This is a genomic window from Enterobacter cloacae complex sp. 394I7, assembly GCF_057320345.1.
In genome coordinates, this window is the sequence record NZ_JBXWCR010000001.1 from 1,309,659 (window position 1) to 1,335,429 (window position 25,771).

General features: G+C 55.1%; 19 protein-coding genes. 13 read left to right on the forward strand and 6 right to left on the reverse strand.

The features are described 5' to 3' along the window. Positions 1 to 193: 193 nt before the first annotated feature. Together AC2FAP_RS06370 and adhP are read left to right on the forward strand one after the other, a co-directional pair. Positions 194 to 1,903, forward strand: a complete 1,710-nt coding sequence (locus AC2FAP_RS06370; protein ID WP_485452882.1) for an ABC-F family ATP-binding cassette domain-containing protein — start codon at positions 194 to 196, stop codon at positions 1,901 to 1,903. A 204-nt stretch (positions 1,904 to 2,107) separates the two neighbouring features. Beyond that, positions 2,108 to 3,118: an alcohol dehydrogenase AdhP gene (gene adhP, locus AC2FAP_RS06375; protein WP_020884077.1), complete on the forward strand. Its 1,011-nt coding sequence runs from the start codon at positions 2,108 to 2,110 to the stop codon at positions 3,116 to 3,118. A 43-nt stretch (positions 3,119 to 3,161) separates the two neighbouring features. Here the strand turns inward: adhP and AC2FAP_RS06380 are convergent, their stop codons facing one another. Then, positions 3,162 to 3,668, reverse strand: coding sequence for an RrF2 family transcriptional regulator (locus AC2FAP_RS06380; RefSeq protein ID WP_014170178.1), 507 nt, complete (start codon positions 3,666 to 3,668; stop codon positions 3,162 to 3,164). Positions 3,669 to 3,867: 199 nt separating this feature from the next. Here AC2FAP_RS06380 and AC2FAP_RS06385 point away from each other — a divergent pair, with 199 nt between their 5' ends. Continuing rightward, positions 3,868 to 5,070, forward strand: coding sequence for an NAD(P)/FAD-dependent oxidoreductase (locus AC2FAP_RS06385; RefSeq protein WP_449541661.1), 1,203 nt, complete (start codon positions 3,868 to 3,870; stop codon positions 5,068 to 5,070). A gap of 30 nt (positions 5,071 to 5,100) precedes the next feature. Here AC2FAP_RS06385 and araJ read toward each other — a convergent pair whose 3' ends face one another. After that, positions 5,101 to 6,279: an MFS transporter AraJ gene (gene araJ / locus AC2FAP_RS06390; protein WP_449541662.1), complete on the reverse strand. Its 1,179-nt coding sequence runs from the start codon at positions 6,277 to 6,279 to the stop codon at positions 5,101 to 5,103. Positions 6,280 to 6,445: 166 nt separating this feature from the next. Here araJ and ppk2 point away from each other — a divergent pair, with 166 nt between their 5' ends. After that, entirely contained in the window at positions 6,446 to 7,264 is an 819-nt protein-coding gene (gene ppk2 / locus AC2FAP_RS06395) for a polyphosphate kinase 2 (RefSeq protein ID WP_025204134.1), read from the forward strand. Positions 7,265 to 7,307: 43 nt separating this feature from the next. On the opposite strand, the gene fdnI is transcribed toward ppk2, so the two are convergent. Genes fdnI through fdnG form a run of 3 tightly spaced genes read right to left on the reverse strand, consistent with a single transcriptional unit; the run spans position 7,308 to position 11,897 of the window. Continuing rightward, complete coding sequence (gene fdnI / locus AC2FAP_RS06400; RefSeq protein ID WP_020884059.1) at positions 7,308 to 7,961, reverse strand: formate dehydrogenase-N subunit gamma; 654 nt, start codon at positions 7,959 to 7,961, stop codon at positions 7,308 to 7,310. Then, the gene (fdxH, locus tag AC2FAP_RS06405; RefSeq protein ID WP_014170219.1) at positions 7,954 to 8,838 is read right to left on the reverse strand and encodes a formate dehydrogenase subunit beta; all 885 of its coding nucleotides are present in this window, start codon (positions 8,836 to 8,838) and stop codon (positions 7,954 to 7,956) included. The genes fdnI and fdxH overlap by 8 nt, the downstream gene beginning before the upstream one ends. Positions 8,839 to 8,849: 11 nt before the next feature. Continuing rightward, positions 8,850 to 11,897, reverse strand: a complete 3,048-nt coding sequence (fdnG, locus tag AC2FAP_RS06410) for a formate dehydrogenase-N subunit alpha (RefSeq protein ID WP_252069590.1) — start codon at positions 11,895 to 11,897, stop codon at positions 8,850 to 8,852. A gap of 222 nt (positions 11,898 to 12,119) precedes the next feature. Between fdnG and yddG the strand changes: the two genes are divergently transcribed. From yddG to AC2FAP_RS06425, 3 genes are all read left to right on the forward strand, one after another. Continuing rightward, positions 12,120 to 12,998, forward strand: coding sequence for an aromatic amino acid DMT transporter YddG (yddG, locus tag AC2FAP_RS06415; RefSeq protein ID WP_044857755.1), 879 nt, complete (start codon positions 12,120 to 12,122; stop codon positions 12,996 to 12,998). Positions 12,999 to 13,628: 630 nt separating this feature from the next. Continuing rightward, the gene (ompC, locus tag AC2FAP_RS06420) at positions 13,629 to 14,702 is read left to right on the forward strand and encodes a porin OmpC (protein ID WP_032678230.1); all 1,074 of its coding nucleotides are present in this window, start codon (positions 13,629 to 13,631) and stop codon (positions 14,700 to 14,702) included. Between the two features lie 79 nt (positions 14,703 to 14,781). Continuing rightward, positions 14,782 to 15,240 (forward strand): GFA family protein, encoded by a 459-nt coding sequence (locus tag AC2FAP_RS06425; protein ID WP_020884055.1) that lies wholly within the window; start codon positions 14,782 to 14,784, stop codon positions 15,238 to 15,240. 39 nt (positions 15,241 to 15,279) lie between these two features. Here AC2FAP_RS06425 and AC2FAP_RS06430 read toward each other — a convergent pair whose 3' ends face one another. Then, a complete protein-coding gene (locus tag AC2FAP_RS06430; RefSeq protein WP_020884054.1) occupies positions 15,280 to 16,767 on the reverse strand; it encodes an MFS transporter in 1,488 nt (495 codons plus the stop codon). A gap of 116 nt (positions 16,768 to 16,883) precedes the next feature. On the opposite strand from AC2FAP_RS06430, the gene AC2FAP_RS06435 reads away from it, so the two are divergent. The 6 genes from AC2FAP_RS06435 (at position 16,884) to narI (ending at position 25,771) form a co-directional block, all read left to right on the forward strand. Continuing rightward, on the forward strand, positions 16,884 to 17,459 hold the full coding sequence (locus AC2FAP_RS06435) for a TetR family transcriptional regulator (RefSeq protein ID WP_020884053.1): 576 nt from the start codon (positions 16,884 to 16,886) through the stop codon (positions 17,457 to 17,459). Between the two features lie 206 nt (positions 17,460 to 17,665). Further along, a complete protein-coding gene (locus AC2FAP_RS06440; RefSeq protein WP_032678233.1) occupies positions 17,666 to 19,051 on the forward strand; it encodes a NarK family nitrate/nitrite MFS transporter in 1,386 nt (461 codons plus the stop codon). 66 nt (positions 19,052 to 19,117) lie between these two features. Then, positions 19,118 to 22,858 (forward strand): nitrate reductase subunit alpha, encoded by a 3,741-nt coding sequence (locus AC2FAP_RS06445; RefSeq protein ID WP_449541663.1) that lies wholly within the window; start codon positions 19,118 to 19,120, stop codon positions 22,856 to 22,858. Next, positions 22,855 to 24,399: a nitrate reductase subunit beta gene (gene narH / locus AC2FAP_RS06450; RefSeq protein ID WP_020884050.1), complete on the forward strand. Its 1,545-nt coding sequence runs from the start codon at positions 22,855 to 22,857 to the stop codon at positions 24,397 to 24,399. Before AC2FAP_RS06445 ends, narH begins: the two co-directional genes overlap by 4 nt. Then, a complete protein-coding gene (narW, locus tag AC2FAP_RS06455) occupies positions 24,399 to 25,094 on the forward strand; it encodes a nitrate reductase molybdenum cofactor assembly chaperone (RefSeq protein ID WP_160890601.1) in 696 nt (231 codons plus the stop codon). Before narH ends, narW begins: the two co-directional genes overlap by 1 nt. Beyond that, the gene (gene narI, locus AC2FAP_RS06460; protein ID WP_014170231.1) at positions 25,091 to 25,771 is read left to right on the forward strand and encodes a respiratory nitrate reductase subunit gamma; all 681 of its coding nucleotides are present in this window, start codon (positions 25,091 to 25,093) and stop codon (positions 25,769 to 25,771) included. Before narW ends, narI begins: the two co-directional genes overlap by 4 nt.

Sequence of the window (25,771 nt, forward strand, 5' to 3'; positions counted from 1 at the left end):
GTACTGTGAAATTTTCAATGTTTCACATACATATGGTGATCGCACCAGCTCAAGCGTTATCGGTATCGTGCTGCGATAACTTCTGCTTGAGCGAAGACACCAACCCCTAAATCCCTTCTCTCGGGCTTACTGAGTTATCGTCAGCGATGTTTGACGAGGCATAAACATGCCTGTAACTCTTGGGTAAGCAACAATGAGCACTTTACTCACTGCACAATCTCTACGTGTTGATACGGCGTTTGGTACGCTCTTCGACTCGCTCTCCTTTACGCTGAAAAAAGGCGATCGCATCGGTCTGCTGGGCGACAACGGCTGCGGTAAAAGTACGCTGCTGAAGGTGCTGGACGGTACGGACACGCCTGCCGCCGGAACGGTCGCGCTGGCCGGGCACTGCATCATGGCGCGCGTAGAACAACATCTCCCGGACGGGATTTATCCCCTGAGCATGCTGGATGCCGTGCTGGCACAACTGCCTGCGGCTGAACGCGAGAGCCTGCGCTGGAAAGCGGAAACGCTGCTGGCGAGTATGGGCTTTACGCCGCAGGACTGGACATTAACCTCGGCAACGTTGAGCGGCGGGCAACATACGCGTCTGCTGCTGGCGCGGGCTTTGATTAATGCGCCGGACCTGCTGCTGCTGGATGAACCGAGTAACCACCTCGATTTACCTACCATGCTCTGGCTGGAGCAATTTTTACAGGCCTGGTCAGGCAGCTTTGTGCTGGTTTCACATGACAGGCAGCTGCTGGATGCCGTAACCAACGGCAGCTGGATCCTGCGCGATAAGATGCTGCATTACTTTGCCCTTCCCTGCACCGCCGCACGCAAAGCGCTGGATGCGAAAGACGAAAGTGATGCGCAGCGCCACAAGGCAGAACAAAAGGAGATCGACCGCGTCGCGGCCAGCGCAAAAAGACTGGCGACCTGGGGCAAAGTCTACGACAACGAAGACCTGGCCCGCAAAGCGAAACAGATGGAAAAGCAGGTTGAACGGCTGAAAGAGAGCCAGACGGAGGTCACGGCGGGAAGTCAGTGGACATTAACCCTGCGCGGCGACGCGCTACGGGCCGACCGTCTGCTGGAGCTGGAAAACCTCGCGGTGCCGCCGGCGCCCGGGCTGCCTGCGCTGTTTAATATTGACATCGCGCGTCTCAAAAGCGGCGATCGCGTGGCCATCGTTGGACGTAACGGCTGCGGTAAATCATCCCTGATGAAGCTGATCTGGCGGCATTTTCGCGGCGAGCAGGCTGACGATGGGCTGAAACTCCATCCACGCGTATCGCCTGGCTATTATGACCAGACGCTGAACCAGCTCCCGGACGATGCATCGCTGTTTGACGCACTGGAGCCGTTTGCACCCGATCCGCAGAATCGCAAGATGGCCCTGATCGGTGCCGGCTTTGCGTGGCCACGTCATGGTCAGAAAGTCAGTACGCTCAGCGGTGGAGAACGATCTCGCCTGCTGTTTGTTGGCCTGACGTTAGCGCGCTATAGCCTGCTGATGCTGGATGAACCGACCAACCATCTGGACATGGAAGGCAAAGAGGCGCTGACGGAAACCCTGCAGCAATTTGAAGGTGGCGTGCTGCTGGTCAGCCATGATCGCCAATTAATCAGCCAAAGCTGCAACCGTTTCTGGCTGATTGAGGACGGCAGGTTGAGTGAATGGCATGACGTCGAAGCGGTCTTTGAACGGCTGCGTGAAAGTGCGGGCCTGATAACATCGCCGTGTTCACCGAAACAACAGCACGATCGCCCTTCGCAGTTTGACGACCTGCTCGAACGGCTGATCGCGCTGGAGACATTGCTGGAGGAAGACCTGGCCCGCAAACCGAAGCACCAGAAGCCGCAGTTGCAGGCGCAATGGCGCCAGGAGATTGAGGCGATAGAAGCAAAACTGTAAGTCCGCGCCCGGCGAGCGTCTCGCCGGGCCGCTCTGCCCCTGAATGCCCCCCTGATTATTAGAGGATCGCTGTATTCTTAATCCGAAATCGAATCAAATGATGACATTATGTTGCTGCCACCTTGCATTAACGCGCCTAAGTATTAATCCTTAAGAAGTAGTACACCTGCTATGCAGAATCTCATCATGAACAAGGAGAAACATATGAAGGCTGCTGTTGTCACTCAGGATCATCAGGTCAATGTCACCGAAAAATCATTACGCCCGCTTAAGCATGGAGAAGCCCTGCTGAAGATGGAATGCTGCGGCGTATGTCATACCGATCTTCACGTGAAGAACGGTGATTTCGGCGATAAGACCGGGGTGATACTGGGTCACGAAGGAATAGGGATCGTTAAAGAGATTGGCCCAGGCGTCAACTCGCTGAAAATTGGCGACCGTGCGAGCGTGGCATGGTTTTTTGAAGGCTGTGGACACTGCGAATACTGTAATACCGGCAACGAAACCCTGTGCCGGGATGTGAAAAACGCGGGTTATTCCGTTGACGGTGGGATGGCTGAAGAGTGCATCGTGACCGCCGATTATGCGGTAAAAGTGCCGGACGGTCTGGATTCCGCAGCGGCGAGCAGCATCACCTGCGCGGGGGTCACCACCTACAAAGCGGTAAAAGTGTCCCACATTAAGCCGGGCCAGTGGATTGCGATTTACGGTCTTGGTGGTCTGGGTAACCTTGCGCTGCAGTACGCTAAAAACGTATTCAACGCCAAGGTCATCGCCATTGATGTGAACGATGAACAGCTGAAACTGGCCGCGAGCATGGGGGCAGATTTAACCATTAACTCTCGCAGCGAAGATGCAGCGAAAATTGTTCAGGAGAAAACCGGAGGCGCACATGCCGCGGTGGTAACTGCCGTGGCAAAAGCAGCCTTCAACTCAGCGGTGGATGCCGTGCGTGCCGGTGGCCGCGTGGTCGCCGTGGGCCTGCCGCCGGAAGCGATGAGCCTGGATATTCCGCGCTTGGTCCTGGACGGCATTCAGGTCGTCGGATCGCTGGTGGGAACCCGTCAGGACCTGATGGAGGCATTCCAGTTTGCGGCAGAGGGCAAAGTGGTGCCAAAAGTGACAATGCGTCCGCTGGAAGATATCAATGCCATCTTTAAAGAGATGGAGCAGGGTCAAATCCGCGGTCGTATGGTGATTGATTTACGCTCTTAATCGCCGGTTGCCGGGGGGCGGTTTTGCCTTACCCGGCATTTCACTACGACGATCGCCGGTCAGAAATCCACTCCTGAACCTCAATCTGAAAGGTATCCGGCGCTTTGCGGTACATCTTGCGCGCCAGATCGAGAATGGTATGTCGCGCTAACTCCTCTTCCATCCGTTGCTGTGCGCTGTCCATGACCGAACGTACGCCACACGGGCCATTGCACACCCAGGCAGGAGGCGTTTCATTAAACACCGCCAGCCGCTGACGCACCTCGCGACACTCAAACATGTTCTTCTCACCGTCAATGGCGTGCGCCACATCCAGTACGGTGATCAACTCAGCCGGGCGCGCCAGTTTAAACCCGCCGCCCTTACCTTCCGTGCTGCTCACCAGCCCGGCACGTGACAAACGGGTGAAGATTTTTCCCAGGTAATCATACGGCACACCCTGCAGGGCGGCCATTTCCCGGACGCTCATCTCACGCTCATTGCCTTTTGCATCCACCATGCACATCAGGCTGTGAATGCCGTATTCCACACCGGAACTGTAAAACGCCATGGTTAACTCCGAAGTTATTTATCTGGGTCATTATAACGGCGTTATTGCCCACAATCACAACTACCCTCCCCTTTTTCATTAACATGCTGATTTTATGCAGCATTAAAATTTAACTCAGAAAGAAGTTGTCGCAGTTAACTACGACAAGTATAGTTGCAGTTATGTCAGGTATACAGCGTGATGATCAAAAGGATCGAAGATGAAGAAGCAGATTTTAATTGTGGGCACCGGTTTTTCCGGCATGTGGGCTGCCGTCAGCGCCGCGCGTCTGAATGCGCTGGAGGGCAATAACAGCCTGAAGATCGCCGTACTGGCACCCGCCCCCGAGTTGCGTGTTCGCCCGCGCTTCTATGAAGAGAACGTGACGTCGCTGGTCTCGCCGCTGACCGGACTGTTCGCTGAACTGGGTATTGATTTTATCGCCGGTAAAGCAGAATTCATTGATATAAAAGGGAAAAGTGTTTCCTATCGTGATGCGAATGGCGTAACTGCCGCAGTGAGTTACGAGCGGTTAGTGCTGGCCACCGGCAGTCAGAGCAAGCGTCCACCGATTGCCGGGCTGGCTGAGTACGCCTTTGATATCGATCAGCTTGAATCCGCACAGACCTTTGAGCAGCATCTTGACTCCCTGGTCTCGCGCCCTTCCACCGCTGCGCGCAATACCGTGGTTATCTGTGGCGGCGGTTTTACCGGCATTGAACTGGCAACCGAGCTTCCTGCCCGACTGCGCGCTCGCTTCGGTGATGATACGGCGACAAGAGTTATCGTAGTTGAGAGGGGTCATGTCATTGGCGGACGATACAGTGAAGCATTGCGTAACACCATTGAAGACGCGAGCCAGGAACTGGGGATTGAGTGGCGTCTGAACAGTGAAATTGAGGCCATCGATGCGAACGGCGTAACGCTGAAAAACGGCGAACGTATCCCCGCTGCAACCGTAGTCTGGACGGCAGGCGTTGAAGCAAACCCGCTTGGACAACAGATTAACGGCGAACGCGATAACCAGGGGCGTCTGAAAGTGACAGAAACGCTGCAGGTTCCGGCTCATCCGGACGTGTACGCGACGGGAGATATGGCCTACGCCAGAACGGACGAGATGGGGAACACGGCGCTAATGACCTGCCAGCACGCGATCCAGTTGGGTAAATTTGCCGGCCACAACGCGGCAGCCAGCCTGTTGAATCGCACGCCTTATCCTTACCGCCAGGTTAACTACGTGACCTGTCTGGACCTGGGTGCCTGGGGTGCCGTTTACACTGAAGGGTGGGACCAGGCCGTCAAATCGGTGCGTGATGACGCAAAGAAAATCAAAATCGCCATCACCAATGAACTTATCTACCCGCCAGCAGCGGACAAAGCCGTGGCGTTTGCCGCTGCCGATCCGTTGGCGAAATTTGTCTAGCGCCCTTCTACCGCGCCTTACCGGCGCGGTTCAACGTGCGGAAGCGAGCGAACCGGCGTCTGCCTTTCTGGCCCGAAGGTGCGCGTAGATCAGCAGTGAACTCATGGCTGAGAAAGAGAGCACAGCCGCTGGCAGCGTGACATAGCTCCAGCTAAAGCCTAGCGTGATCATCATCCCGCCAAAATACGCCCCTATCGCACTGCCGAGGTTAAATGCCATCTGCCCGCCTGCGGCACCCAACATCTCACCGCCCTTCGCATTTTGCAGGAGAAGAATTTGCAGCGGCGCAGAGAGTGCAAACAGCCCGGCACAGCAGATAAAGCCCATCACCAGCGACGCCGTTTTATGTTCCCCAAAGGCGAATAGCAACAGCAGTGACGCGACAATGACCATGTCGGTGGTGGCGGCAATACGCAGCGGACTGAAGCGGCCCGATAATTTCCCGCTCATGAGATTACCTAACACCATACCCAGCCCCATCAGCATCATGATGACCGTCATGACGCCTTCGGAGAAGCCAGAGACGTTGACCATAAACGGTTTGACGAAGCTGAACCACGCAAACACACCAGCATTGCCAAACATGGTGGCGGCAAAAATCAGCCACGGCTCCGGTTTTTTCAGAAAGGAAAATTGCGCGGTCAATTTGATTTCGGAGCGATCATGGATGTGCGGCACCCAGACCAGTACCGAGATGATCACCAGAGCATCAAACAGGGCAATCAGGAAAAAGGTATAGCGCCAGCTGAATTCATGACCCAGCCAGGTGCCCAGCGGTACGCCCACCAGATTGGCAACCGTCATGCCGGCTATCATGCCCGCCACGGCGACCGTCACCTTCCCCGGAGGCGCAATTCTCGAGAGAATAATCGCCCCGACGCCAAAAATGGCGCCGTGCGGAAAACCGGAAATTAGCCGCCCTATCGCCAGCCAGGCATACGACGTAGAAAAGGTAAAAATTGCATTACCGACGGCACACAGCACCACCAGAAACAACAGCGTGGATTTTAACGAGAACTTGCCTGAGAACAGCGCCACAATCGGGGCACCAATCACCACACCAAAGGCGTAAAACGAAATCATATTCCCGGCGGCGGGAATTGAAATTCCGGTGTCATGGGCCAGTTCAGTTAATACGCCCATAATGCCAAATTCAGCCATTCCCAGGCCAAACGTGCCAAGTGCCAACGAAAAAATTGTCTTTTTCATACCACAACCACTGGTTAATAACGCGCGACGGGCATTATTGAACAATCTTGTATGGTGAGCCAGTTCAAATCAGCTGGCTGACACGTTAATCCATTAATTCAGGTGGATTACACTTCATAGTGCGGCCCCGCTTTTTCCCGCGCCGGACAACCTGAGGATGACAATCATGGGAAGCAAGAAGAAAACCAGTGTCGCAGTTGATGTCATAAAGCATGAGCCGTTAAAAACGAAAGAGTATGAAAAAGAACTTCGTCGCCTCCACGTTGAACTGGTTAAACTCCAGCAGTGGGTCGTCGCAAAGGGATTAAAGGTCTGCATTGTCTTTGAAGGGCGCGACGGTGCCGGTAAAGGCGGAACCATTAAAGCCATCACTGAACGCGTTAGCCCACGCGTCTTCCGGGTTGTTGCGCTCCCCGCCCCGACGGAAAAAGAGAAGACCCAGCTCTATTTTCAGCGCTATGTTCCCCACCTGCCAGCCGCCGGCGAAATTGTCATTTTTGACCGCAGCTGGTACAACCGTGCGGGCGTTGAACGGGTGATGGGATTCTGCACACCGGAGCAGGTCGAGAAGTTTCTTGATGGCACGCCGGTGATGGAAAAAGCAATGGTGGATGCCGGGATCATCCTGCTCAAATACTGGCTGGAGGTCACGCCGAAAGAACAGGAGCGTCGTCTGCGCGATCGTATTAACGACGGGCGAAAGACCTGGAAATTATCGCCAATGGACATTAAGTCTTTCAATCTATGGGATGAATATACCGTGGCGCGAGATGCGATGTTTGCTGCCACCGACACCGCCTGGGCGCCGTGGTTTGTCGCCCGTTCGGAAGATAAAAAACGCGTGCGCCTGAACATTATTTCGCACCTGCTGGCGCAAATCCCGTACAAAGCCATTCACATCGAAGCGGTGAGTTTGCCGAAGCGTAAGATTGGTAAAGTGAAGCCGACCCAATACCCGTTCCGGTATGTTGAAGAGCGTTTTTGACTGAAGTGTTCGCGGGTCATTCGCTGACCCGCGAGCGCGGGACTTACGGCATCCCTTTCGTACTGTCCTGTTTCGCTTCCAGCCGCTCAACGTCACGGTACCAGCGCGGGTGGTGTTTCTGCGCCCAGCGGCGGCTCACCTTCCCTTCAATCATGCCTTTAATCGACCCTTTGACCCAGAAGGCCATATACATGTGGATCAGGATGGCGTGGATCAGAATGATGGCTGACGTCGCGTGAATGAGCAGCGCGTAGCGAATCACCTGAATGGGGAAGTAGTGCGCAAAGTACGGCCGCCAGATAATGACGCCGGTGACCAGCAGAACAAAAATCATGCTCATGATGGTCCAGAACATCATCTTCTGCCCGGCGTTGTATTTCCCGACCTTCGCAACCTTATGCTCATTGCCCTTCAGAACCTCAATAATCCCCTTCAGCCATGGAATGTCATGCTTGTCCGGAATATTGTGATGTACGAAGCGCGCAAACATAAACATCAGCACCACGAAAATCAGCACGCCGAAGAACGGATGCAAAATACGCCCCATCTGTGGCGTCCCGAAGGTTTCCGTCAGCCACTGCAGCGTCGGGAAGAAGAAGGAGATCCCCGAGACCGCCACCAGGAAGAAGCAGATCACTACCGTCCAGTGACAGGCACGGTCGACAAACTTCGTGCGCACAATCCATGACTTACTCATGAGGTTCCTCCTCGTCGTCATCCACCTCTTTGTTGGGTCCGATACCGATGTAGTGATAAATCAACCCGGCGAAAGTAGCGATAAAGCCCGCCGCAGAGAGCGGTTTGAGCGCCCCTTTCCACAGATTGATCGAGGTATCGATCGCAGGATCTTTCGGCAGATTGTGGTACAGCTCCGGCTGGTCGTTATGGTGCAGAACATACATCACGTGCGTTCCCCCCACACCCTGCGGGTTATAAATGCCCGCACTGGCGTAACCGCGCGCTTTCAGTTTGTCCACGCGCTGCTGGGCTACCTCCAGCATCTCTCTTTTTGTCCCGAAGTGGATAGCCCCGGTCGGGCAGGTTTTCACGCAGGCAGGCTCCTGCCCGACGCTCACGCGATCGACACACAGGGTGCATTTGTAGACCCGGTTATCCTCTTTACTGAGGCGCGGAATATTAAACGGACAGCCCGCAATGCAGTAGCCGCAGCCGATGCAGTTATCCTGCTGGAAATCGACAATCCCGTTGGCGTACTGGACGATGGCCCCGGCTGACGGACAGGCCTTCAGGCACCCCGGATCTTCGCAGTGCATACAGCCGTCTTTACGGATCAGCCACTCCAGCTTGCCGTTCTGATCGGTTTCGCTAAAACGCATTACCGTCCAGGATTTGGCACTCAGATCCGCCGGATTATCGTAAACGCCGACGCAGTGTCCCACTTCATCGCGGATATCGTTCCACTCCGAGCAGGCCACCTGGCAGGCTTTACAACCCACGCAGGAAGTGACATCGATAAGCTTGGCGACTTCTGCCTTATCATCCCGCGCACGAGGCGCGGGGGTGATGGAGTTGGTCGCGGAGCGTTTAATAATGTCCTGTGTTTCCATTGCCATGTATTCGCTCCTTACGCTTTCTCGATGTTGACCAGAAACGCTTTGTACTCCGGCGTTTGCGAGTTGGAATCGCCGACGTTTGGCGTCAGGGTATTGGCGAGGTAGCCTTTTTGCGCCACCCCTTCAAAGCCCCAGTGCAGCGGAATACCGATGGTTTCCACCTGCTGACCATGTACGCTCAGCGCCTGCAGACGACGCGTAACCACCGCAACCGCGCGAATAAAGCCGCGCTTGCTGCTCACCTTCACGCGGTCACCGTTGGCAATACCCTTCGCTTTCGCCAGCGTTTCGCTGATCTCCACAAACTGTTCCGGCTGGGCAATGGCGTTAAGCCGTGCATGCTTGGTCCAGGTATGGAAATGCTCGGTCAGGCGGTAGGTTGTCCCGACATACGGGAACCTGTCCTTCTTGCCTAAACGCAGGACGTCCTCTTCATAGATACGCACCACCGGACTGGATATGACGTTCGGGTGCAGCGGGTTGGTACCGAGCGGCGTTTCCATTGGCTCGTAGTGTTCCGGGAATGGCCCCTCCGCCAGCTTATCGAGGGCAAACAGGCGTCCCAGCCCTTCCGGCTGCATGATAAACGGCCCGGTCTCACTACCCGGTGCGGCGGTGCTGAAGTCCGGAATATCGTTACCCGTCCATTTGCTACCGTTCCATTCGATCAGCATCCGTTTCGGATCCCACGGTTTGCCGTTGATATCCGCAGAAGCACGGTTGTACAGCACGCGACGGTTCAGTGGCCATGCCCACGCCCAGCCCAGCGTATTGCCCAGCCCTGACGGGTCGGCGTTATCGCGGTTCGCCATCTGGTTACCCTGTTCCGTCCAGCAGCCGGTGTAGATCCAGCATGACGACGCGGTCGTGCCGTCATCCCGCAGCAGCGCGAAGCTGTTGAGCAACTGACCTTTCTTCGCCAGCAGCGTGCCGTTCGCGTCATACAGATCCGCCAGCGCAACGCCGTTATTCTCTTTGGCGACCTCTTCGGATTCAGGATGGTCCGGCTGTTTGTAATTCCAGCTCATCCTCAGCAGCGGTTCAGCGCCTTTTCCGCCTTCGGTGCGATACATTTCACGCAGACGATGGTAAATCCCGGCCAGGATTTCGCCGTCGTTACGCGCCTCACCCGGTGCATCCTGGCCTTTCCAGTGCCACTGCAGCCAGCGGCCGGAGTTGGCAATCGACCCGTCTTCTTCTGCAAAACAGGTGGACGGCAGGCGGAACACTTCGGTCTGAATCGATGCAGGATCGACGTCGTTCATCTCGCCGTGGTTCTGCCAGAAGTTGGAGGTCTCGGTCACCAGCGGATCGATAACCACCATGTATTTCAGTTTGCTCAGGCTGCGAACGACCTTGTTTTTGTCCGGGAAAGACGCCACCGGGTTAAAGCCCTGGCAGATGTAGCCCGTGACGTTGCCCTTATCCATCATGTTGAAATACTTAATGACGTCGTAGGCCTGGTCCCATTTCGGCAACCACTCGAAGCCCCAGTCGTTTTCCTTCTGCGCGGCATCGCCATAGAACGACTTCATCAGGCTGACGAAGAACTTCGGATAGTTACTCCAGTAGTTCACCTGATCGGCACGCGTCGCTTTTGGCGTGTTGACCGCCAGATAGCTGTGCAAATCAGTCTGCTTTTCAGACGGCAGCGTCAGATAGCCTGATAGGCTGGTCGACAGCAGGCCCAGATCGGTCAAGCCCTGAATGTTGGAGTGTCCGCGCAGGGCGTTCACGCCGCCGCCGGCCATGCCCATGTTTCCGAGCAACAGCTGGATCATTGCCATGGTGCGGATGTTTTGCGCACCGACGGTATGCTGCGTCCAGCCGAGTGCATACAGGAACGTCGTGGTTCTGTCGGCGGCGCTGGTAGAGGCCAGTACATCACACACCTTGAGGAAATCTGCTTTTGGCGTACCGCAGATATTCTCCACGACGTCCGGCGTATAGCGGGAAACATGCTGTTTCAGCAAATTCCATACGCAGCGCGGATGGTTCAGGGTCTCATCGCGTCTGGCGTAGCCGTTTTCATCGAACTGGTAGTTCCAGGACGATTTATCGTACTGCCGTTTTTCCGCGTCATAACCGCTGAACAACCCCTCTTCAAAGGCAAAATCATCCCGTACCAGGAGGCTGGCATTGGTGTAATGCTTAACGTATTCAGCGTTAATTTTATTGTTTTCAATCAGGTACAGCAGAACGCCCGAGAGGAACGTAATGTCCGTACCGGAGCGAATAGGCGCATAGATATCCGCCACCGATGCCGTACGCGTAAAGCGCGGATCGACAACGATCAGCGTCGCATCGTTATTGTTTTTCGCTTCCATCGCCCAGCGGAAACCCACCGGATGGGCTTCAGCGGCATTACCGCCCATCACCATCACGACGTTGGCGTTTTTAATATCAACCCAGTGGTTGGTCATCGCACCGCGACCAAATGTTGGAGCAAGACTTGCTACCGTTGGTCCGTGTCAGACGCGCGCCTGGTTATCTACCGCCAGCATGCCGAGGGAGCGCACAAATTTTTGCGTCAGCATGCCGGTTTCATTACTTGCCGCGGACGCGCACAGCATGCCGGTCGACAGCCAGCGGTTCACCGTAACGCCCTGCGCGTTCTTTTCGATAAAGTTGGCGTCGCGGTCAGCTTTCATCAGTTTTGCGATTCGGGAAAACGCCTCATCCCAGGAGATACGCTGCCATTTGTCAGATCCTGGCGCACGGTATTCCGGATAGCGCAGACGGTTTTCGCTGTGGACATAATCCAGCAGACCCGCCCCTTTCGGACAAAGTGCGCCACGGCTCACCGGATGATCCGGGTCCCCTTCAATATGATAAATCGCTTCTTTGGCGTTCTTCGCGCCATCGCCCAGGCTATACATTAAAAGCCCACAACCTACGGAACAGTATGTGCAGGTGTTACGGATCTCTTTCGCGCGCAGCAGTTTATAGTTGCGTGCCTGAGCCAGCGCCATTTTGGGTGCAAATCCCAGCATTGCGGCTGTTGTTCCGGCCATACCGCCCGCGCAGATTTTAAAAAATTGTCTGCGGCTGACGTCCATTGTTGTCCTCGTTTTCATATAAGACTTCGCGCCGCAAACTAGCAGTAAAGCCCCTGATTTTTTTGCGTCAAATCAAGGTCACTTGTCTTCACCCCCTTAATAGTCACCCCCAGGGAATTTGAATACCTCTTTTTGATTAAAGACTTAAGAGAATAATTCGCGATGGCAGGAGGATTAATGCTATAAATTTTTTCCTTTGATTTTTATAGCGATGGCAGGGTTATGGACAGAAAGAGAGCAACGCTCACGGGACTGGCGGCGATACTGTTGTGGAGCACCATGGTTGGCCTCATTCGTAGCGTCAGTGAGGGGCTGGGACCGGTGGGAGGCGCAGCTATGATATACACCCTCAGCGGATTACTGTGCCTGGTGACGGTAGGATTCCCTGATATCAGACGGTTTTCCCCCCGGTATCTTATTGCCGGCAGCGTGCTGTTTGTCAGCTATGAAATTTGCCTCGCCCTGTCGTTAGGCTATGCCGCAACGCGCTCCCAGGCTATCGAAGTGGGAATGGTCAATTATCTCTGGCCAAGCCTGACGATCGTGTTTGCCATTTTATTTAACGGCCAACGGTCCACCCTGTGGGTGATCCCGGGCTTAGCCGTCTCATTGCTGGGCGTCTGTTGGGTATTAGGCGGAGAACAAGGGCTACATCTTGATGAAATCATGCGTAATGTCATCTCAAGCCCGCTCAGCTACGCGCTGGCGTTCGCCGGGGCTTTTATCTGGGCGGCTTACTGCACCGTCACCAGTAAGTTTGCCAACGGGCAAAACGGGATAACGCTTTTCGTGCTGCTCACCGCGCTCAGTCTGTGGGTGAAATATGCGTTCAGCGAACAGCCGCAAATGGTGTTTACTCTCCCGGTGGTCGTGAAGCTCATCATGTGCAGCGTCGCACTGGGGTTTGGCTATGCGGCATGGAATATCGGTATTCTTCATGGCAACGTCACGGTACTCGCAGCGGTATCCTATTTCACGCCTGTACTCTCAGCAGCACTTGCTGCCGTATTGCTGAATTCCCCCCTCTCGTTTTCTTTCTGGCAAGGCGCATTAATGGTTTGTGCCGGGTCATTGTTGTGCTGGTACGCCACGCGAAAATAATATCGCTATCTTCTGCCGGGTCCATAATCGCCCGGCGGGAATTAACATAAATTTAATATGTGATCGCGCGTCAAAATAATGATCGGCGCGTTAGAAAAGCCGTTTAGATTCTGTTTATATTACCGCCCTTTCGTAAATCTCCGTCGTCTTTTATTGACATAACTTGACACCGTTACGTTATTAATCCCTTGCGAATATTAACAATGTATATAGCACAAAGTGCAATAGTATGTTTCTGTGTGTTTCATGTCCAACAACGATTATCCCGTACAATGGAATAGTTAACCAATTGATTTTAAACAACTGACATTTATATCAAACGAGCAAAAAGACAGAAAATACCGACAATTAACAAAAGAAACTAAAACGGCCGAAAACTATATTGCGGCCAATGGTTTTGTTGAATAATTCATCAAAAAATGCACAAATCCCCACCATCTCATTCGTTACAGCCGCAATTTATCCGATCCGGATCACACTAATTGAAATTATTGCTAATATTTTGAAACTTATTATTGAAACCCTACTACAAGATTCTTAAAAATAGCATGCCATTGATGATTAGCCTCGTTTAGAAATCGTTCAAAGTGGCTCAGGAAATACTGAACAAAATTATAAGGAATATTTAAGATGAAACTTAAATTAGTTGCAGTGGCAGTGACTTCCATGTTGGCAGCAGGCGTTGTAAACGCGGCTGAAGTTTTTAACAAAGACGGTAACAAACTGGATCTGTACGGCAAAGTAACAGGTCTGCACTATTTCTCTGATGACGCTGGCAACGACGGCGACAAAACCTATGTTCGTCTGGGCTTCAAAGGTGAAACTCAGATCAACGACCAGATGACCGGTTACGGCCAGTGGGAATACGAGTTCAAAGGCAACCGCTCTGAATCTCAGGGTTCTGACGGCAACAAAACCCGTCTGGCATTCGCGGGCCTGAAATTCAACGAATTCGGTTCTTTCGACTACGGTCGTAACTACGGTGTTGCTTACGACATCGGCGCATGGACTGACGTTCTGCCAGAATTCGGTGGTGATACCTGGACTCAGACTGATGGCTTTATGACTGGCCGTACGACTGGCGTTGCAACTTACCGTAACACCGACTTCTTCGGTCTGGTTGATGGCCTGAACGTGGCTGCTCAGTACCAGGGTAAAAACGACCGTAACGACATCACCGAAGCGAACGGTGACGGCTGGGGTCTGTCTTCTACTTATGAATTCGAAGGCTTCGGTGTAGGTGCTACCTACGCGAAATCTGACCGTACTGACCGTCAGGTTGCTGCTGCAAGCAATCTGAATGCAGGCGGCGAAAACGCGGAAGTATGGGCTGCGGGTCTGAAGTACGATGCCAACAACATCTACCTGGCAACCACCTACTCTGAAACCCGTAACATGACCAACTTCGGTAGCGGTTTCATCGCTAACAAAGCGCAGAACTTCGAAGTGGTTGCTCAGTACCAGTTCGACTTCGGTCTGCGTCCATCCATTGCTTACCTGAAATCCAAAGGTAAAGACATTGGTACTTACGGCGACCAGGATCTGGTTGAATACGTTGACGTTGGCGCGAGCTACTACTTCAACAAAAACATGTCTACCTACGTTGATTACAAAATCAACCTGGTTGACGACAGCAGCTTCACTAAAGCAGCTGGCGTTGCTACCGACAACATCGTTGCTGTTGGTCTGACCTACCAGTTCTAAGATTTGTTAGTATAAAAAAGCCAGCCTTCGTGGCTGGCTTTTTTTATTCGGTTTGACTGGCGTAATAAAGGAGCACGCCATGCATATTTTCAAAGGACGCTGCCTGTGTGGGATGAGCCAATTCAGCGTTTCCCTCAACAACTTCGACGTCTATGCCTGCCACTGTACCCAGTGCCAGAAATGGTCGGGGGGAATGGCCATGTATCTGGAAGCGCAGGGTCAACCGCTTGTGGAAGAAGAGTCGATAGCCCCTTCTCATTTCACGTCATCTGCGCGCGGCGAACGCTGGTTTTGTCCCGGATGCGGTTGCCCGCTGTGGTTTACATTGACCGCACGCTCAACGACGCGCTATTTCATTCCCTGGACACAGCTTGAGATGAGCGAAGACGAACGTCGCCGTCTGATACTTGCCGCTGAAATCTATACAGAAACGCAACCCGCATTCTTCGGCCTGACCGGGCAATACGCGCGCTTTAGCGGCACCGAAATTGAAGCACACGACAAGCGCTGCCTGCTGACTCCCCATGACGCACACTGAGGGTTGCCCGGTAAGCATTGCACCACCGGGCCTGTTTTTTTACTGTTTCGGTACGTTTGCCAGGCTAAACCAAATCCCGACCGCCAGCACCAGTAACATTGCGCCGGCACTGCCTAACGCCACGCTGTGTGACGTGATAAAGGCCGTTTTTGCCGCCGCAATTAACGACTCCGCCAGCCCTGGAGTCAGGCTCTGCGCCACGTTCACCGCTTCGCCAATCGATGACGAGGCCTTATCGGCCAGCGTCGCGCTCAGTCCCTGCGGCAGAACAATTGACGCCGAGAAGCTGCGGGTTAACAGCAGACCAAAAATGGCAATGCCTAACCCTGCACCCAGCTCATAGGACATGGTTTCAATCGCCCCTGCGGCAGCCGCTTTCTCTTTTGGCGCAGCCGCCATAATTGCCGAGGTTGAGGCCAGCAGCGCACTGGCTGCACTGAAGCCCAGCAGCACCATCAGACTCCATGCCTGCCAGTGCTGCGTGCTGAAGTCGAGCAGCGACAGACCGATAAAGCTGACGGCACTCAGCCCCATTCCGCCTGCCGCCACCAGGCGCAGCCCCAGACGACCGACCAGCACACCGGCAATCGGCCCGCTAAACCCGCTGGCAACCATCAGCGGCAGCATAAACATCCCCGCTTCAAACGGCGTAAAGCCATGTACAAACTGCAGCTCCTGAGCCATCAACAGCTCAAACCCCACCAGCGCGATCATGGCGGTCATCGCCATCACGACACCGCTTAAAATAATGCGATGACAGAACAGGCGCATGTCGATCATCGGCACGCGGGCGCGAAGCTGGATCCGCACAAAGATCATCAGCATCACCGCTCCGGTGAGCAGCGTCATTGCCACCAGCCACGGAGAAAGCACCCCTTTGAGCGCGGTTTTCGCGCTGTAGACCAGCAGCAATATCGCCACAATCAGCATGACTGCATGGGCAATATTCAGCGGCTGTTCCGGGCGTCCCTGTTGACGAGGCACCAGACGCGCGGCAAGGGAAACAACGATGACCACGATCGGCACGTTGATCAAAAAGACCGATCCCCAGTAAAAATGCTCCAGCAACATACCGCCAATCAACGGACCAAACGCCGCACCGCCTGAACCGACGGCGGCCCAGACCCCAAGCGCGATGTTGCGATCGCGCGCATTAACGAACAACGTGCGGATACCCGCAAGCGTGGCCGGGATGATCATCGCCGCCCCAATCGCCAGCGAGGCGCGGGCAGCAATCAGCCATCCTGCTGAAGGCGCAAATGCAGCTGCCAGCGATGACAAGCCAAACAGCGTACTGCCAATTATCAACAACCGTTTAAAACCAATGCGGTCACCCAGCGCGCCCATCGGCAGCACCATCCCCGCCATCACCAGCGAGTATATATCGATGATCCACAATAATTCGTTACCGCTGGCACCCAGCGTCATACTCAACGTCGGCGCCGCTACGTGCAGTACCGTCGCGTCGATCGCCACCGGGATATACACCAGCACGATAATGACTAACGCTAACCACTGACGAAACATAAATTTCCTTTTCTTTTAAATCATGGACACATGTCCAGCTTGCGATCCTACGTAAAGTTGAACGAGTGTCCAGCTTTTTGTTACACTTGTTTCAGTCCCATTAAGAGTGAGTGAAAATGCGATATCTGAGCAAGGATGAAAGGCGGGAAGAGATTTTACAGGCCGCTATGCGCGTGGCGCTCTCTGACGGACTTTCCGCAATGACGGTACGGCGAATTGCCGCCGAAGCCGGCGTTGCCACCGGACAGGTCCACCATCATTTCACCTCTGGCGGGGAGCTAAAATCGCTGGCTTTTGTGCGGTTGATCCGTGAACTGCTGGATGCGGATGTGGTCGGCAAGCAGGCCAGCTGGCGACAGCAGCTGCATGCCATGCTCGGCAGCGATGATGGCCGGTTTGAGCCCTATATTCGCCTGTGGCGTGAGGCGCAGATCCTGGCAAGCCGGGATACGGACATCAGGGGTGCATATGTACTGACCATGGAGATGTGGCACCAGGAGACCGTCGCCCTTATCAAAGCAGGCACTGACGCGGGAGATTTTACCCCGGGCGATCGGCCAGAAAATATTGCCTGGCGTTTAATTGGTCTGGTGTGTGGCCTGGACGGCATTTATATATTAGATATCCCAGAGATGGACGACGCTGCCTTTAATAACCATCTTGATAAATTAATCTCTCTGGAATTGTGTTAATACTCACTTATGAGTATTAACAGCCCTCACTTACAATTCGTAACACATTAAGCGAACCCTTATTTCCCCTCCCGGCTCAGGGATTCGCTTTTTTATCTATCCTTTCAGATGTATCCCAAACCATCCAATAATTCCAGAAACACACTGTCAGACATCCACCTGTTTTTACTCCATTTTTTCTTTTTATGGTTAAGCAAGAGGGCGACATGTCACAACAAAGTGAGAAGAATAATCCTTATCTGCTGAGCAACTGGAAACCCGAAAATGCGCAATTCTGGGAGAATAAAGGAAAACATATTGCCCGAAGAAATCTTTTAATTTCTGTGGCTTGCCTGTTATTAGCGTTTTGCGTATGGATGTTATTTAGTGCCATTGCGGTCAATCTGAATAAAGTTGGATTTAATTTTTCCACCGATCAGCTTTTTATGCTAACAGCCTTACCCTCCCTGTCCGGTGCGATATTGCGCGTCCCCTACTCGTTTATGGTTCCTCTCTTTGGTGGACGCTACTGGACGGTGTTAAGCACGGTGATCCTGATTGTTCCCTGCGTCTGGTTGGGGATCGCGATTCAGGACACTGCCACTCCCTACTGGATCTTTATCGTCATCGCGCTGCTGTGTGGTTTTGCCGGCGCTAACTTCGCCTCCAGCATGGGCAATATCAGCTTCTTCTTCCCGAAAACGAAACAGGGTAGCGCCCTGGGGATTAACGGCGGGCTGGGGAACCTGGGCGTGAGCGTAATGCAGCTGGTCGCGCCGCTGGTGATCTTCCTGCCCATGTTCACCTTTCTCGGCGTAAACGGCGTGCCGCAGGATGACGGCTCAACGATGTGGCTGGCCAATGCCGCGTGGATTTGGGCGCCCCTTCTCCTGCTGGCCACGATTGCGGCGTTTTTCGGCATGAATGACATCGCGAGCTCTAAGGCCACGATTGCCAGCCAGCTACCGGTGTTAAAACGTTTTCACCTGTGGCTCCTGAGCCTCCTCTACCTGGCAACCTTCGGTTCGTTTATCGGTTTTTCAGCAGGCTTCGCCATGCTGTCGAAAACCCAGTTTCCTGACGTCAATATCCTCCATCTGGCTTTCTTTGGCCCACTGATTGGCGCGCTGGCCCGTTCTGCGGGCGGGATGATTTCAGACAAACTCGGCGGCGTACGCGTCACCCTGATTAACTTCGTCTTTATGGCGCTTTTCAGCGCCCTGCTTTTCCTGACGCTTCCCGGTTCCGGGTCGGGCAGTTTTCTCGCCTTCTATCTGGTCTTTATGGGCCTGTTCCTCACCGCCGGACTGGGCAGCGGGTCAACGTTTCAGATGATTGCCATCATTTTCCGCCAAATCACCCTCATCCGCGTGAAGCAACAAGGGGGAAGTGACGAGCAGGCGCAGCATGAAGCAGTGACCGAAACCGCGGCAGCGCTGGGCTTTATCTCCGCCATCGGTGCCGTCGGCGGGTTCTTCATTCCGAAAGCCTTCGGCACGTCGCTGGCCATGACCGGCTCGCCTGTGGGTGCCATGAAAGTTTTTCTCGTGTTTTACATCGTCTGCGTCCTGGTGACCTGGCTGGTTTATGGCCGCAAATCTTCACAACAATAACAATTACACATTCGCCTGAGAGTGGGCAGCCCTCTCCGAAAAGGCTATCGAAGCAGGAGAAATGTCATGAGTAAACTGTTGGATCGCTTTCGCTATTTCAAACAAAAAGGCGACAGCTTCGCCAATGGACACGGGCAGGTGTACAACACCAACCGTGACTGGGAGGACAGCTACCGACAGCGATGGCAGTTCGACAAGATTGTGCGGTCCACCCATGGCGTGAACTGCACGGGCTCCTGTAGCTGGAAAATCTACGTCAAAAACGGCCTGGTTACCTGGGAAACCCAGCAGACCGACTACCCGCGTACCCGCCCCGACCTGCCTAACCACGAGCCGCGCGGCTGCCCGCGCGGTGCAAGTTATTCCTGGTACCTTTACAGCGCCAACCGGCTGAAATACCCGCTGGTGCGCCGCACGCTGATCGAACTGTGGCGTGACGCGCTGGCGCAACACAGCGATCCGGTGCTGGCCTGGGATGCCATTCAGAACGATCCGCAGAAGAGCCGGAGCTACAAGCAGGCACGCGGACACGGCGGATTTATCCGCTCCAGCTGGAAAGAGCTAAACCAGCTGATTGCTGCCGCCAACGTCTGGACCATTAAACATTACGGCCCCGATCGCGTGGCCGGTTTTTCACCGATTCCGGCGATGTCGATGGTCTCGTATGCCGCCGGGACGCGTTATCTCTCTCTGCTGGGCGGCACCTGTCTCAGCTTTTATGACTGGTATTGTGATTTGCCGCCCGCCTCGCCCATGACGTGGGGCGAGCAGACCGACGTGCCGGAATCCGCAGACTGGTATAACTCCAGCTATATCATTGCCTGGGGGTCTAACGTTCCGCAGACGCGTACGCCAGATGCCCACTTCTTTACCGAGGTCCGCTACAAAGGCACCAAAACCGTGGCCATCACCCCGGACTTCTCCGAGGTCGCCAAACTGAGCGATCAGTGGCTGGCACCCAAGCAAGGCACCGACAGCGCGCTGGCGATGGCCATGGGCCACGTGATCCTTAAAGAGTTCCATCTCGACAACCCCAGCGAGTACTTCCTCAACTACTGCCGCCGCTACACCGACATGCCGATGCTGGTGCTGCTGGATGAACAGGCCGATGGCCGCGTGGTGCCGGGGCGGATGCTTCGGGCCTCTGATCTCACGGACGGGCTGGGTGAAGCCAATAATGCTGAGTGGAAAACCGTCGCCTTTGATATCGCCGGCGATCTGGTGGTGCCGAACGGGTCCATTGGTTTCCGCTGGGGCGAAAAAGGCAAATGGAACCTGGCGCCGCTGGCGGCAGATCATGAAACTGAGCTCACCCTCTCGCTGCTGATTACCCACGACAGCGTGGCAGAGGTGGCATTCCCCTATTTTGGCGGCAATGAAAATCCACACTTCCGTAGCGTCAAGCAGGAGCCGGTCCTGACGCGCCGTGTACCGAGTAAAACCCTGACGCTGGCCGATGGCAGCCAGAAACGGGTGGTCAGCGTCTACGATCTGATTCTCGCTAACTACGGCCTCGATCGTGGTCTGGAAGACAGCAACGCGGCGGGCAGCTATGACCAGATCAAAGCTTACACTCCCGCCTGGGGCGAGCAGATCACCGGCGTCCCTGCTTACCTGATAGAGAAAATTGCCCGTGAGTTTGCCGACACGGCGCACAAAACGCACGGCCGGTCGATGATTATCCTCGGTGCCGGGGTGAACCACTGGTACCACATGGACATGAACTACCGCGGGATGATCAACATGCTGGTGTTCTGCGGCTGCGTGGGTCAAAGCGGCGGCGGCTGGTCACACTATGTGGGTCAGGAGAAGTTGCGTCCGCAAACCGGCTGGCTGCCGCTGGCGTTTGCGCTGGACTGGAACCGTCCCCCGCGCCAGATGAACAGTACGTCGTACTTCTACAACCACGCCTGCCAGTGGCGTTATGAGAAACTGACCGCGCAGGAGTTACTCTCTCCGCTGGCGGACGCGACAAAATTCACCGGTCACCTGATCGATTTTAACGTCCGGGCAGAGCGTATGGGCTGGCTGCCCTCGGCGCCGCAGCTAAACCTCAATCCGTTGCACATTAAAGCCCGGGCCGACGCCGCCGGCATGACCCCGCAGGAGTACACCGTGCAGGCATTAAAATCGGGCGATATACGTTTCGCCTGCGAACAGCCTGACAACGGTAAAAACCACCCGCGCAATCTGTTTGTCTGGCGGTCTAACCTGCTTGGTTCCTCGGGGAAAGGTCACGAGTACATGCTCAAATACCTGCTCGGTACCGAAAGCGGCATCCAGGGCGAAGATTTAGGGTCGACGGATGACGTTAAGCCCGAAGAGGTGGAGTGGCAAACTCAGGCCATCGAGGGCAAGCTTGACCTGCTGGTGACGCTCGATTTCCGCATGTCCAGCACCTGCCTGTTCTCCGATATCGTGCTGCCCACCGCGACATGGTATGAAAAAGACGACATGAATACGTCGGATATGCATCCGTTTATTCATCCGCTTTCAGCTGCCGTCGACCCGGCATGGGAATCCCGCAGCGACTGGGAGATCTACAAAGGTATTGCCAACGTTTTCTCAGAGGTGTGCGTCGGCCATCTTGGCACCGAAACGGACGTGGTACTGCAGCCGCTGCAGCACGACTCCCCGGGGGAACTGTCACAGCCGTTTGATATTCAGGACTGGCGCAAAGGCGAATGCGATCTCATTCCGGGTAAAACGGCGCCGACGATTGCGGTGGTCGAACGGCATTATCCGGAAACCTACGAGCGCTTTACATCACTCGGCCCGCTGATGGACAAACTCGGCAACGGCGGAAAAGGCATTTCATGGAATACCCAGAGCGAGGTCGATTTCCTTGGCAAGCTGAACTACGTCAAGCTCGATGGCCCGGCAAAAGGACGCCCGCGTATTGAAACGGCGATTGACGCCTCTGAAGTGATTCTCGCCCTCGCCCCTGAAACGAATGGCCAGGTGGCAGTGCGAGCCTGGCAAGCGCTGGGCGTACTGACCGGTCGCGATCACACCCATCTGGCGCTGAACAAAGAAGATGAGAAAATCCGCTTCCGCGATATTCAGGCCCAGCCGCGGAAAATTATCTCCAGCCCCACCTGGTCGGGCCTTGAGAGTGAGCATGTCTCCTATAACGCCGGTTATACCAACGTTCACGAGCTTATTCCCTGGCGCACCCTTTCCGGTCGTCAGCAGCTGTATCAGGACCATCCGTGGATGCGCGCGTTCGGGGAGAGTCTGGTGGCCTATCGCCCACCGATTGATACCCGAAGCGTTAGCCATATGCGCGAAATCCCGCCGAACGGCTTCCCGGAGAAGGCGCTGAATTTCCTGACGCCACACCAGAAATGGGGCATTCACTCGACCTACAGTGAAAACCTGCTGATGCAAACTCTGTCACGCGGGGGGCCTATCGTCTGGATCAGCGAAACCGATGCCAGAGAGTTAGGCATTGAGGATAACGACTGGATCGAAGCCTTCAACGCCAACGGGGCCCTGACCGCCCGGGCAGTGGTGAGCCAGCGCGTCCCGCCGGGCATGACCATGATGTACCACGCGCAGGAACGTATCCTGAATATTCCGGGTTCAGAAGTCACCGGCCGTCGCGGCGGGATCCATAACTCGGTGACGCGCGTCTGTCCCAAACCGACACACATGATTGGCGGCTACGCCCAGCTGGCGTACAGCTTCAACTATTACGGCACCGTCGGCTCTAACCGCGACGAGTTCATCATGATCCGCAAAATGAAAAACATTAACTGGCTGGATGGCGAAGGTCGGGATCAGGTACAGGAGGCGAAAAAATGAAAATACGCTCACAGGTTGGAATGGTGCTGAATCTCGACAAATGCATTGGCTGTCACACCTGCTCGGTCACCTGTAAAAACGTCTGGACCGGGCGTGAAGGTATGGAATATGCGTGGTTCAACAACGTCGAAACCAAACCGGGGATTGGCTACCCGAAAAACTGGGAAGATCAGGAGGAGTGGCAAGGCGGTTGGGTACGCGGGATCACCGGCAAGCTGACGCCGCGTCTCGGCGGGCGCGTGGGCGTGCTGTCGAAAATTTTTGCCAACCCGTCCCTGCCCGGCATTGATGATTACTACGAGCCCTTCACGTTTGATTACCAGGATCTGCACCGTGCACCACAAGGCGATCACCTCCCGACGGCCCGCCCGCGCTCGCTGATTAGCGGCAAACGGATGGACAAAATTGTTGGCGGCCCGAACTGGGAAGAACTGCTTGGCGGCGAGTTCGAAAAACGCGCCCGCGACCGCAACTTCGACAAGATCCAAAAGGAGATGTACGGCCAGTTTGAAAACACCTTCATGATGTACCTGCCGCGCCTGTGTGAACACTGCCTGAACCCGAGCTGCGTGGCCACCTGCCCGAGCGGTGCCATCTACAAGCGTGAAGAAGACGGCATTGTGCTGATTGACCAGGACAAATGCCGTGGCTGGCGCATGTGCATCAGCGGTTGCCCGTACAAGAAAATCTACTTCAACTGGAAAAGCGGAAAGTCGGAGAAATGCATCTTCTGCTACCCGCGCATTGAGTCCGGCCAGCCAACCGTCTGTTCGGAGACCTGCGTCGGGCGTATTCGCTATCTGGGCGTGCTGCTGTATGACGCGGATCGCATTGAAGAAGCGGCCAGCACCGAACATGAAACCGACCTCTATGAACGCCAGTGTGACGTGTTCCTTGATCCGCATGACCCGGCGGTCATTGAAGAAGCCTTCAAGCAAGGTATTCCGCAGAACGTGATTGACGCCGCCCAGCGTTCCCCGGTTTACAAGATGGCGATGGACTGGAAGCTGGCCCTGCCGCTGCATCCGGAATACCGCACCCTGCCGATGGTCTGGTACGTTCCGCCGCTGTCACCGATCCAGTCTTACGCAGATGCGGGCGGCCTGCCGCTCAACGACGGCGTGTTACCGGCGGTCGAAAGCCTGCGCATACCGGTGCAGTATCTGGCCAACATGCTCAGCGCGGGCGATCCTGCTCCGGTGCTGCGCGCCCTGAAACGCATGATGGCCATGCGTCATTACAAACGCTCTCAGACCGTTGAAGGCGTGACCGATACGCGTGCCATCGAAGAAGTGGGCCTTAGCGTCGAGCAGGTCGAAGAGATGTACCGCTATCTGGCGATTGCCAACTACGAAGATCGTTTCGTGATCCCCACCAGCCACCGCGAAATGGCGCGCGACGCCTTCCCGGAACGCAACGGCTGCGGCTTCTCCTTTGGCGACGGGTGCCACGGTTCCGACACCAAATTCAACCTCTTTAACAGCAGCCGCATTGATGCCATCAACATCACCGAAGTGCGCGACCACGGGGAGGGAGAGTGATGCAGATCCTCAAAATCATCGCCCTGCTGATTGAGTATCCCGATGAAACATTATGGGAAAATCGCGAGGAAGCACTTTCCCTGATAGAACAGAATCTCCCTGCGTTACTGCCCTTTGCCCGCCAGCATCTGGATGCCGCGCTGCTGGATAAGCAGGCCGAATGGTGCGAGGTGTTTGAGCGGGGTCGTGCGACCTCGCTGCTGCTGTTTGAGCACGTTCATGCTGAATCCCGCGATCGCGGCCAGGCGATGGTCGACCTGATGAGCCAGTACGAAAAAGCCGGCCTGCAGCTGGACTGTCGCGAGCTGCCGGACTATCTGCCGCTCTACCTGGAGTATCTCAGCCTCGTCACCGACGACGAGGCCCGCGAGGGACTACAAAACGTTGCGCCGATCCTGGCACTGATTGGCGGTCGCCTGAAGCAGCGCGGCGTGGCGCATTATCAGCTATTCGATGCGCTCCTGACGCTCGCAGGCACGCGTCTGACCAGCGACAGCGTGGCGAAACAGGTTTCCACCGAGAAACGGGATGATACCCGCCAGGCGCTGGACGCCGTCTGGGAAGAGGAACAGGTCAAGTTTATCGAGGACAACGCCACATCGTGTGACACCTCACCGATGCAGCAATATCAACGACGCTTTAGCCAGGACGTTGCCCCGCAGTATGTCGACGTCAGTGCGGGAGGCCCAAAATGATCCAGTTTCTGAACGTCTTTTTCTACGATATTTACCCCTACCTGTGCGGCACGGTTTTTCTGGTGGGAAGCTGGCTTCGTTATGACTACGGGCAGTATACCTGGCGCGCCTCCTCCAGCCAGATGCTGGATAAGCGCGGCATGGTGCTGTGGTCGAATCTGTTCCATATCGGGATCTTGGGGATCTTCTTCGGACATCTTTTCGGGATGCTGACGCCGCACTGGGTTTATTCGTGGTTTCTGCCGATGTCGCAGAAACAGCTGATGGCGATGATTCTGGGTGGCGTTTGCGGCGTGCTCACGCTGGTGGGCGGTGCGGGATTATTGATTCGCCGGCTGACGAACCCGCGTATCCGGGCGACCTCCTCCACGGCAGATATCCTGATCCTCTGCATTTTGCTGGTGCAGTGTATTCTTGGGCTCACCACCATTCCGTTCTCAGCGAAATATCCCGACGGCAGCGAGATGCTCAAGCTGGTGGACTGGGCGCAGTCGGTAGTGACCTTCCGCGGTGGCTCGTCCGAACATCTGGCGGGCGTGGCGTTTATCTTCCGTGTCCATCTGGTGCTGGGCATGACCATTTTCCTGATCTTCCCCTTCACCCGACTGGTACACGTCTGGAGCGCGCCGGTGGAGTATTTAACACGCAGGTATCAGGTGGTGAGATCGCGCCGCTGA

Coding starts and splice junctions, on each gene's coding strand:
- AC2FAP_RS06370 (WP_485452882.1), top strand. CDS start 194: ATGAGCACTTTACTCACTGCACAATCTCTACGTGTTGATACGGCGTTT.
- adhP (WP_020884077.1), top strand. CDS start 2,108: ATGAAGGCTGCTGTTGTCACTCAGGATCATCAGGTCAATGTCACCGAA.
- AC2FAP_RS06380 (WP_014170178.1), bottom strand. CDS start 3,668: ATGGCGTTTTACAGTTCCGGTGTGGAATACGGCATTCACAGCCTGATG.
- AC2FAP_RS06385 (WP_449541661.1), top strand. CDS start 3,868: ATGAAGAAGCAGATTTTAATTGTGGGCACCGGTTTTTCCGGCATGTGG.
- araJ (WP_449541662.1), bottom strand. CDS start 6,279: ATGAAAAAGACAATTTTTTCGTTGGCACTTGGCACGTTTGGCCTGGGA.
- ppk2 (WP_025204134.1), top strand. CDS start 6,446: ATGGGAAGCAAGAAGAAAACCAGTGTCGCAGTTGATGTCATAAAGCAT.
- fdnI (WP_020884059.1), bottom strand. CDS start 7,961: ATGAGTAAGTCATGGATTGTGCGCACGAAGTTTGTCGACCGTGCCTGT.
- fdxH (WP_014170219.1), bottom strand. CDS start 8,838: ATGGCAATGGAAACACAGGACATTATTAAACGCTCCGCGACCAACTCC.
- yddG (WP_044857755.1), top strand. CDS start 12,120: ATGGACAGAAAGAGAGCAACGCTCACGGGACTGGCGGCGATACTGTTG.
- ompC (WP_032678230.1), top strand. CDS start 13,629: ATGAAACTTAAATTAGTTGCAGTGGCAGTGACTTCCATGTTGGCAGCA.
- AC2FAP_RS06425 (WP_020884055.1), top strand. CDS start 14,782: ATGCATATTTTCAAAGGACGCTGCCTGTGTGGGATGAGCCAATTCAGC.
- AC2FAP_RS06430 (WP_020884054.1), bottom strand. CDS start 16,767: ATGTTTCGTCAGTGGTTAGCGTTAGTCATTATCGTGCTGGTGTATATC.
- AC2FAP_RS06435 (WP_020884053.1), top strand. CDS start 16,884: ATGCGATATCTGAGCAAGGATGAAAGGCGGGAAGAGATTTTACAGGCC.
- AC2FAP_RS06440 (WP_032678233.1), top strand. CDS start 17,666: ATGTCACAACAAAGTGAGAAGAATAATCCTTATCTGCTGAGCAACTGG.
- AC2FAP_RS06445 (WP_449541663.1), top strand. CDS start 19,118: ATGAGTAAACTGTTGGATCGCTTTCGCTATTTCAAACAAAAAGGCGAC.
- narH (WP_020884050.1), top strand. CDS start 22,855: ATGAAAATACGCTCACAGGTTGGAATGGTGCTGAATCTCGACAAATGC.
- narW (WP_160890601.1), top strand. CDS start 24,399: ATGCAGATCCTCAAAATCATCGCCCTGCTGATTGAGTATCCCGATGAA.
- narI (WP_014170231.1), top strand. CDS start 25,091: ATGATCCAGTTTCTGAACGTCTTTTTCTACGATATTTACCCCTACCTG.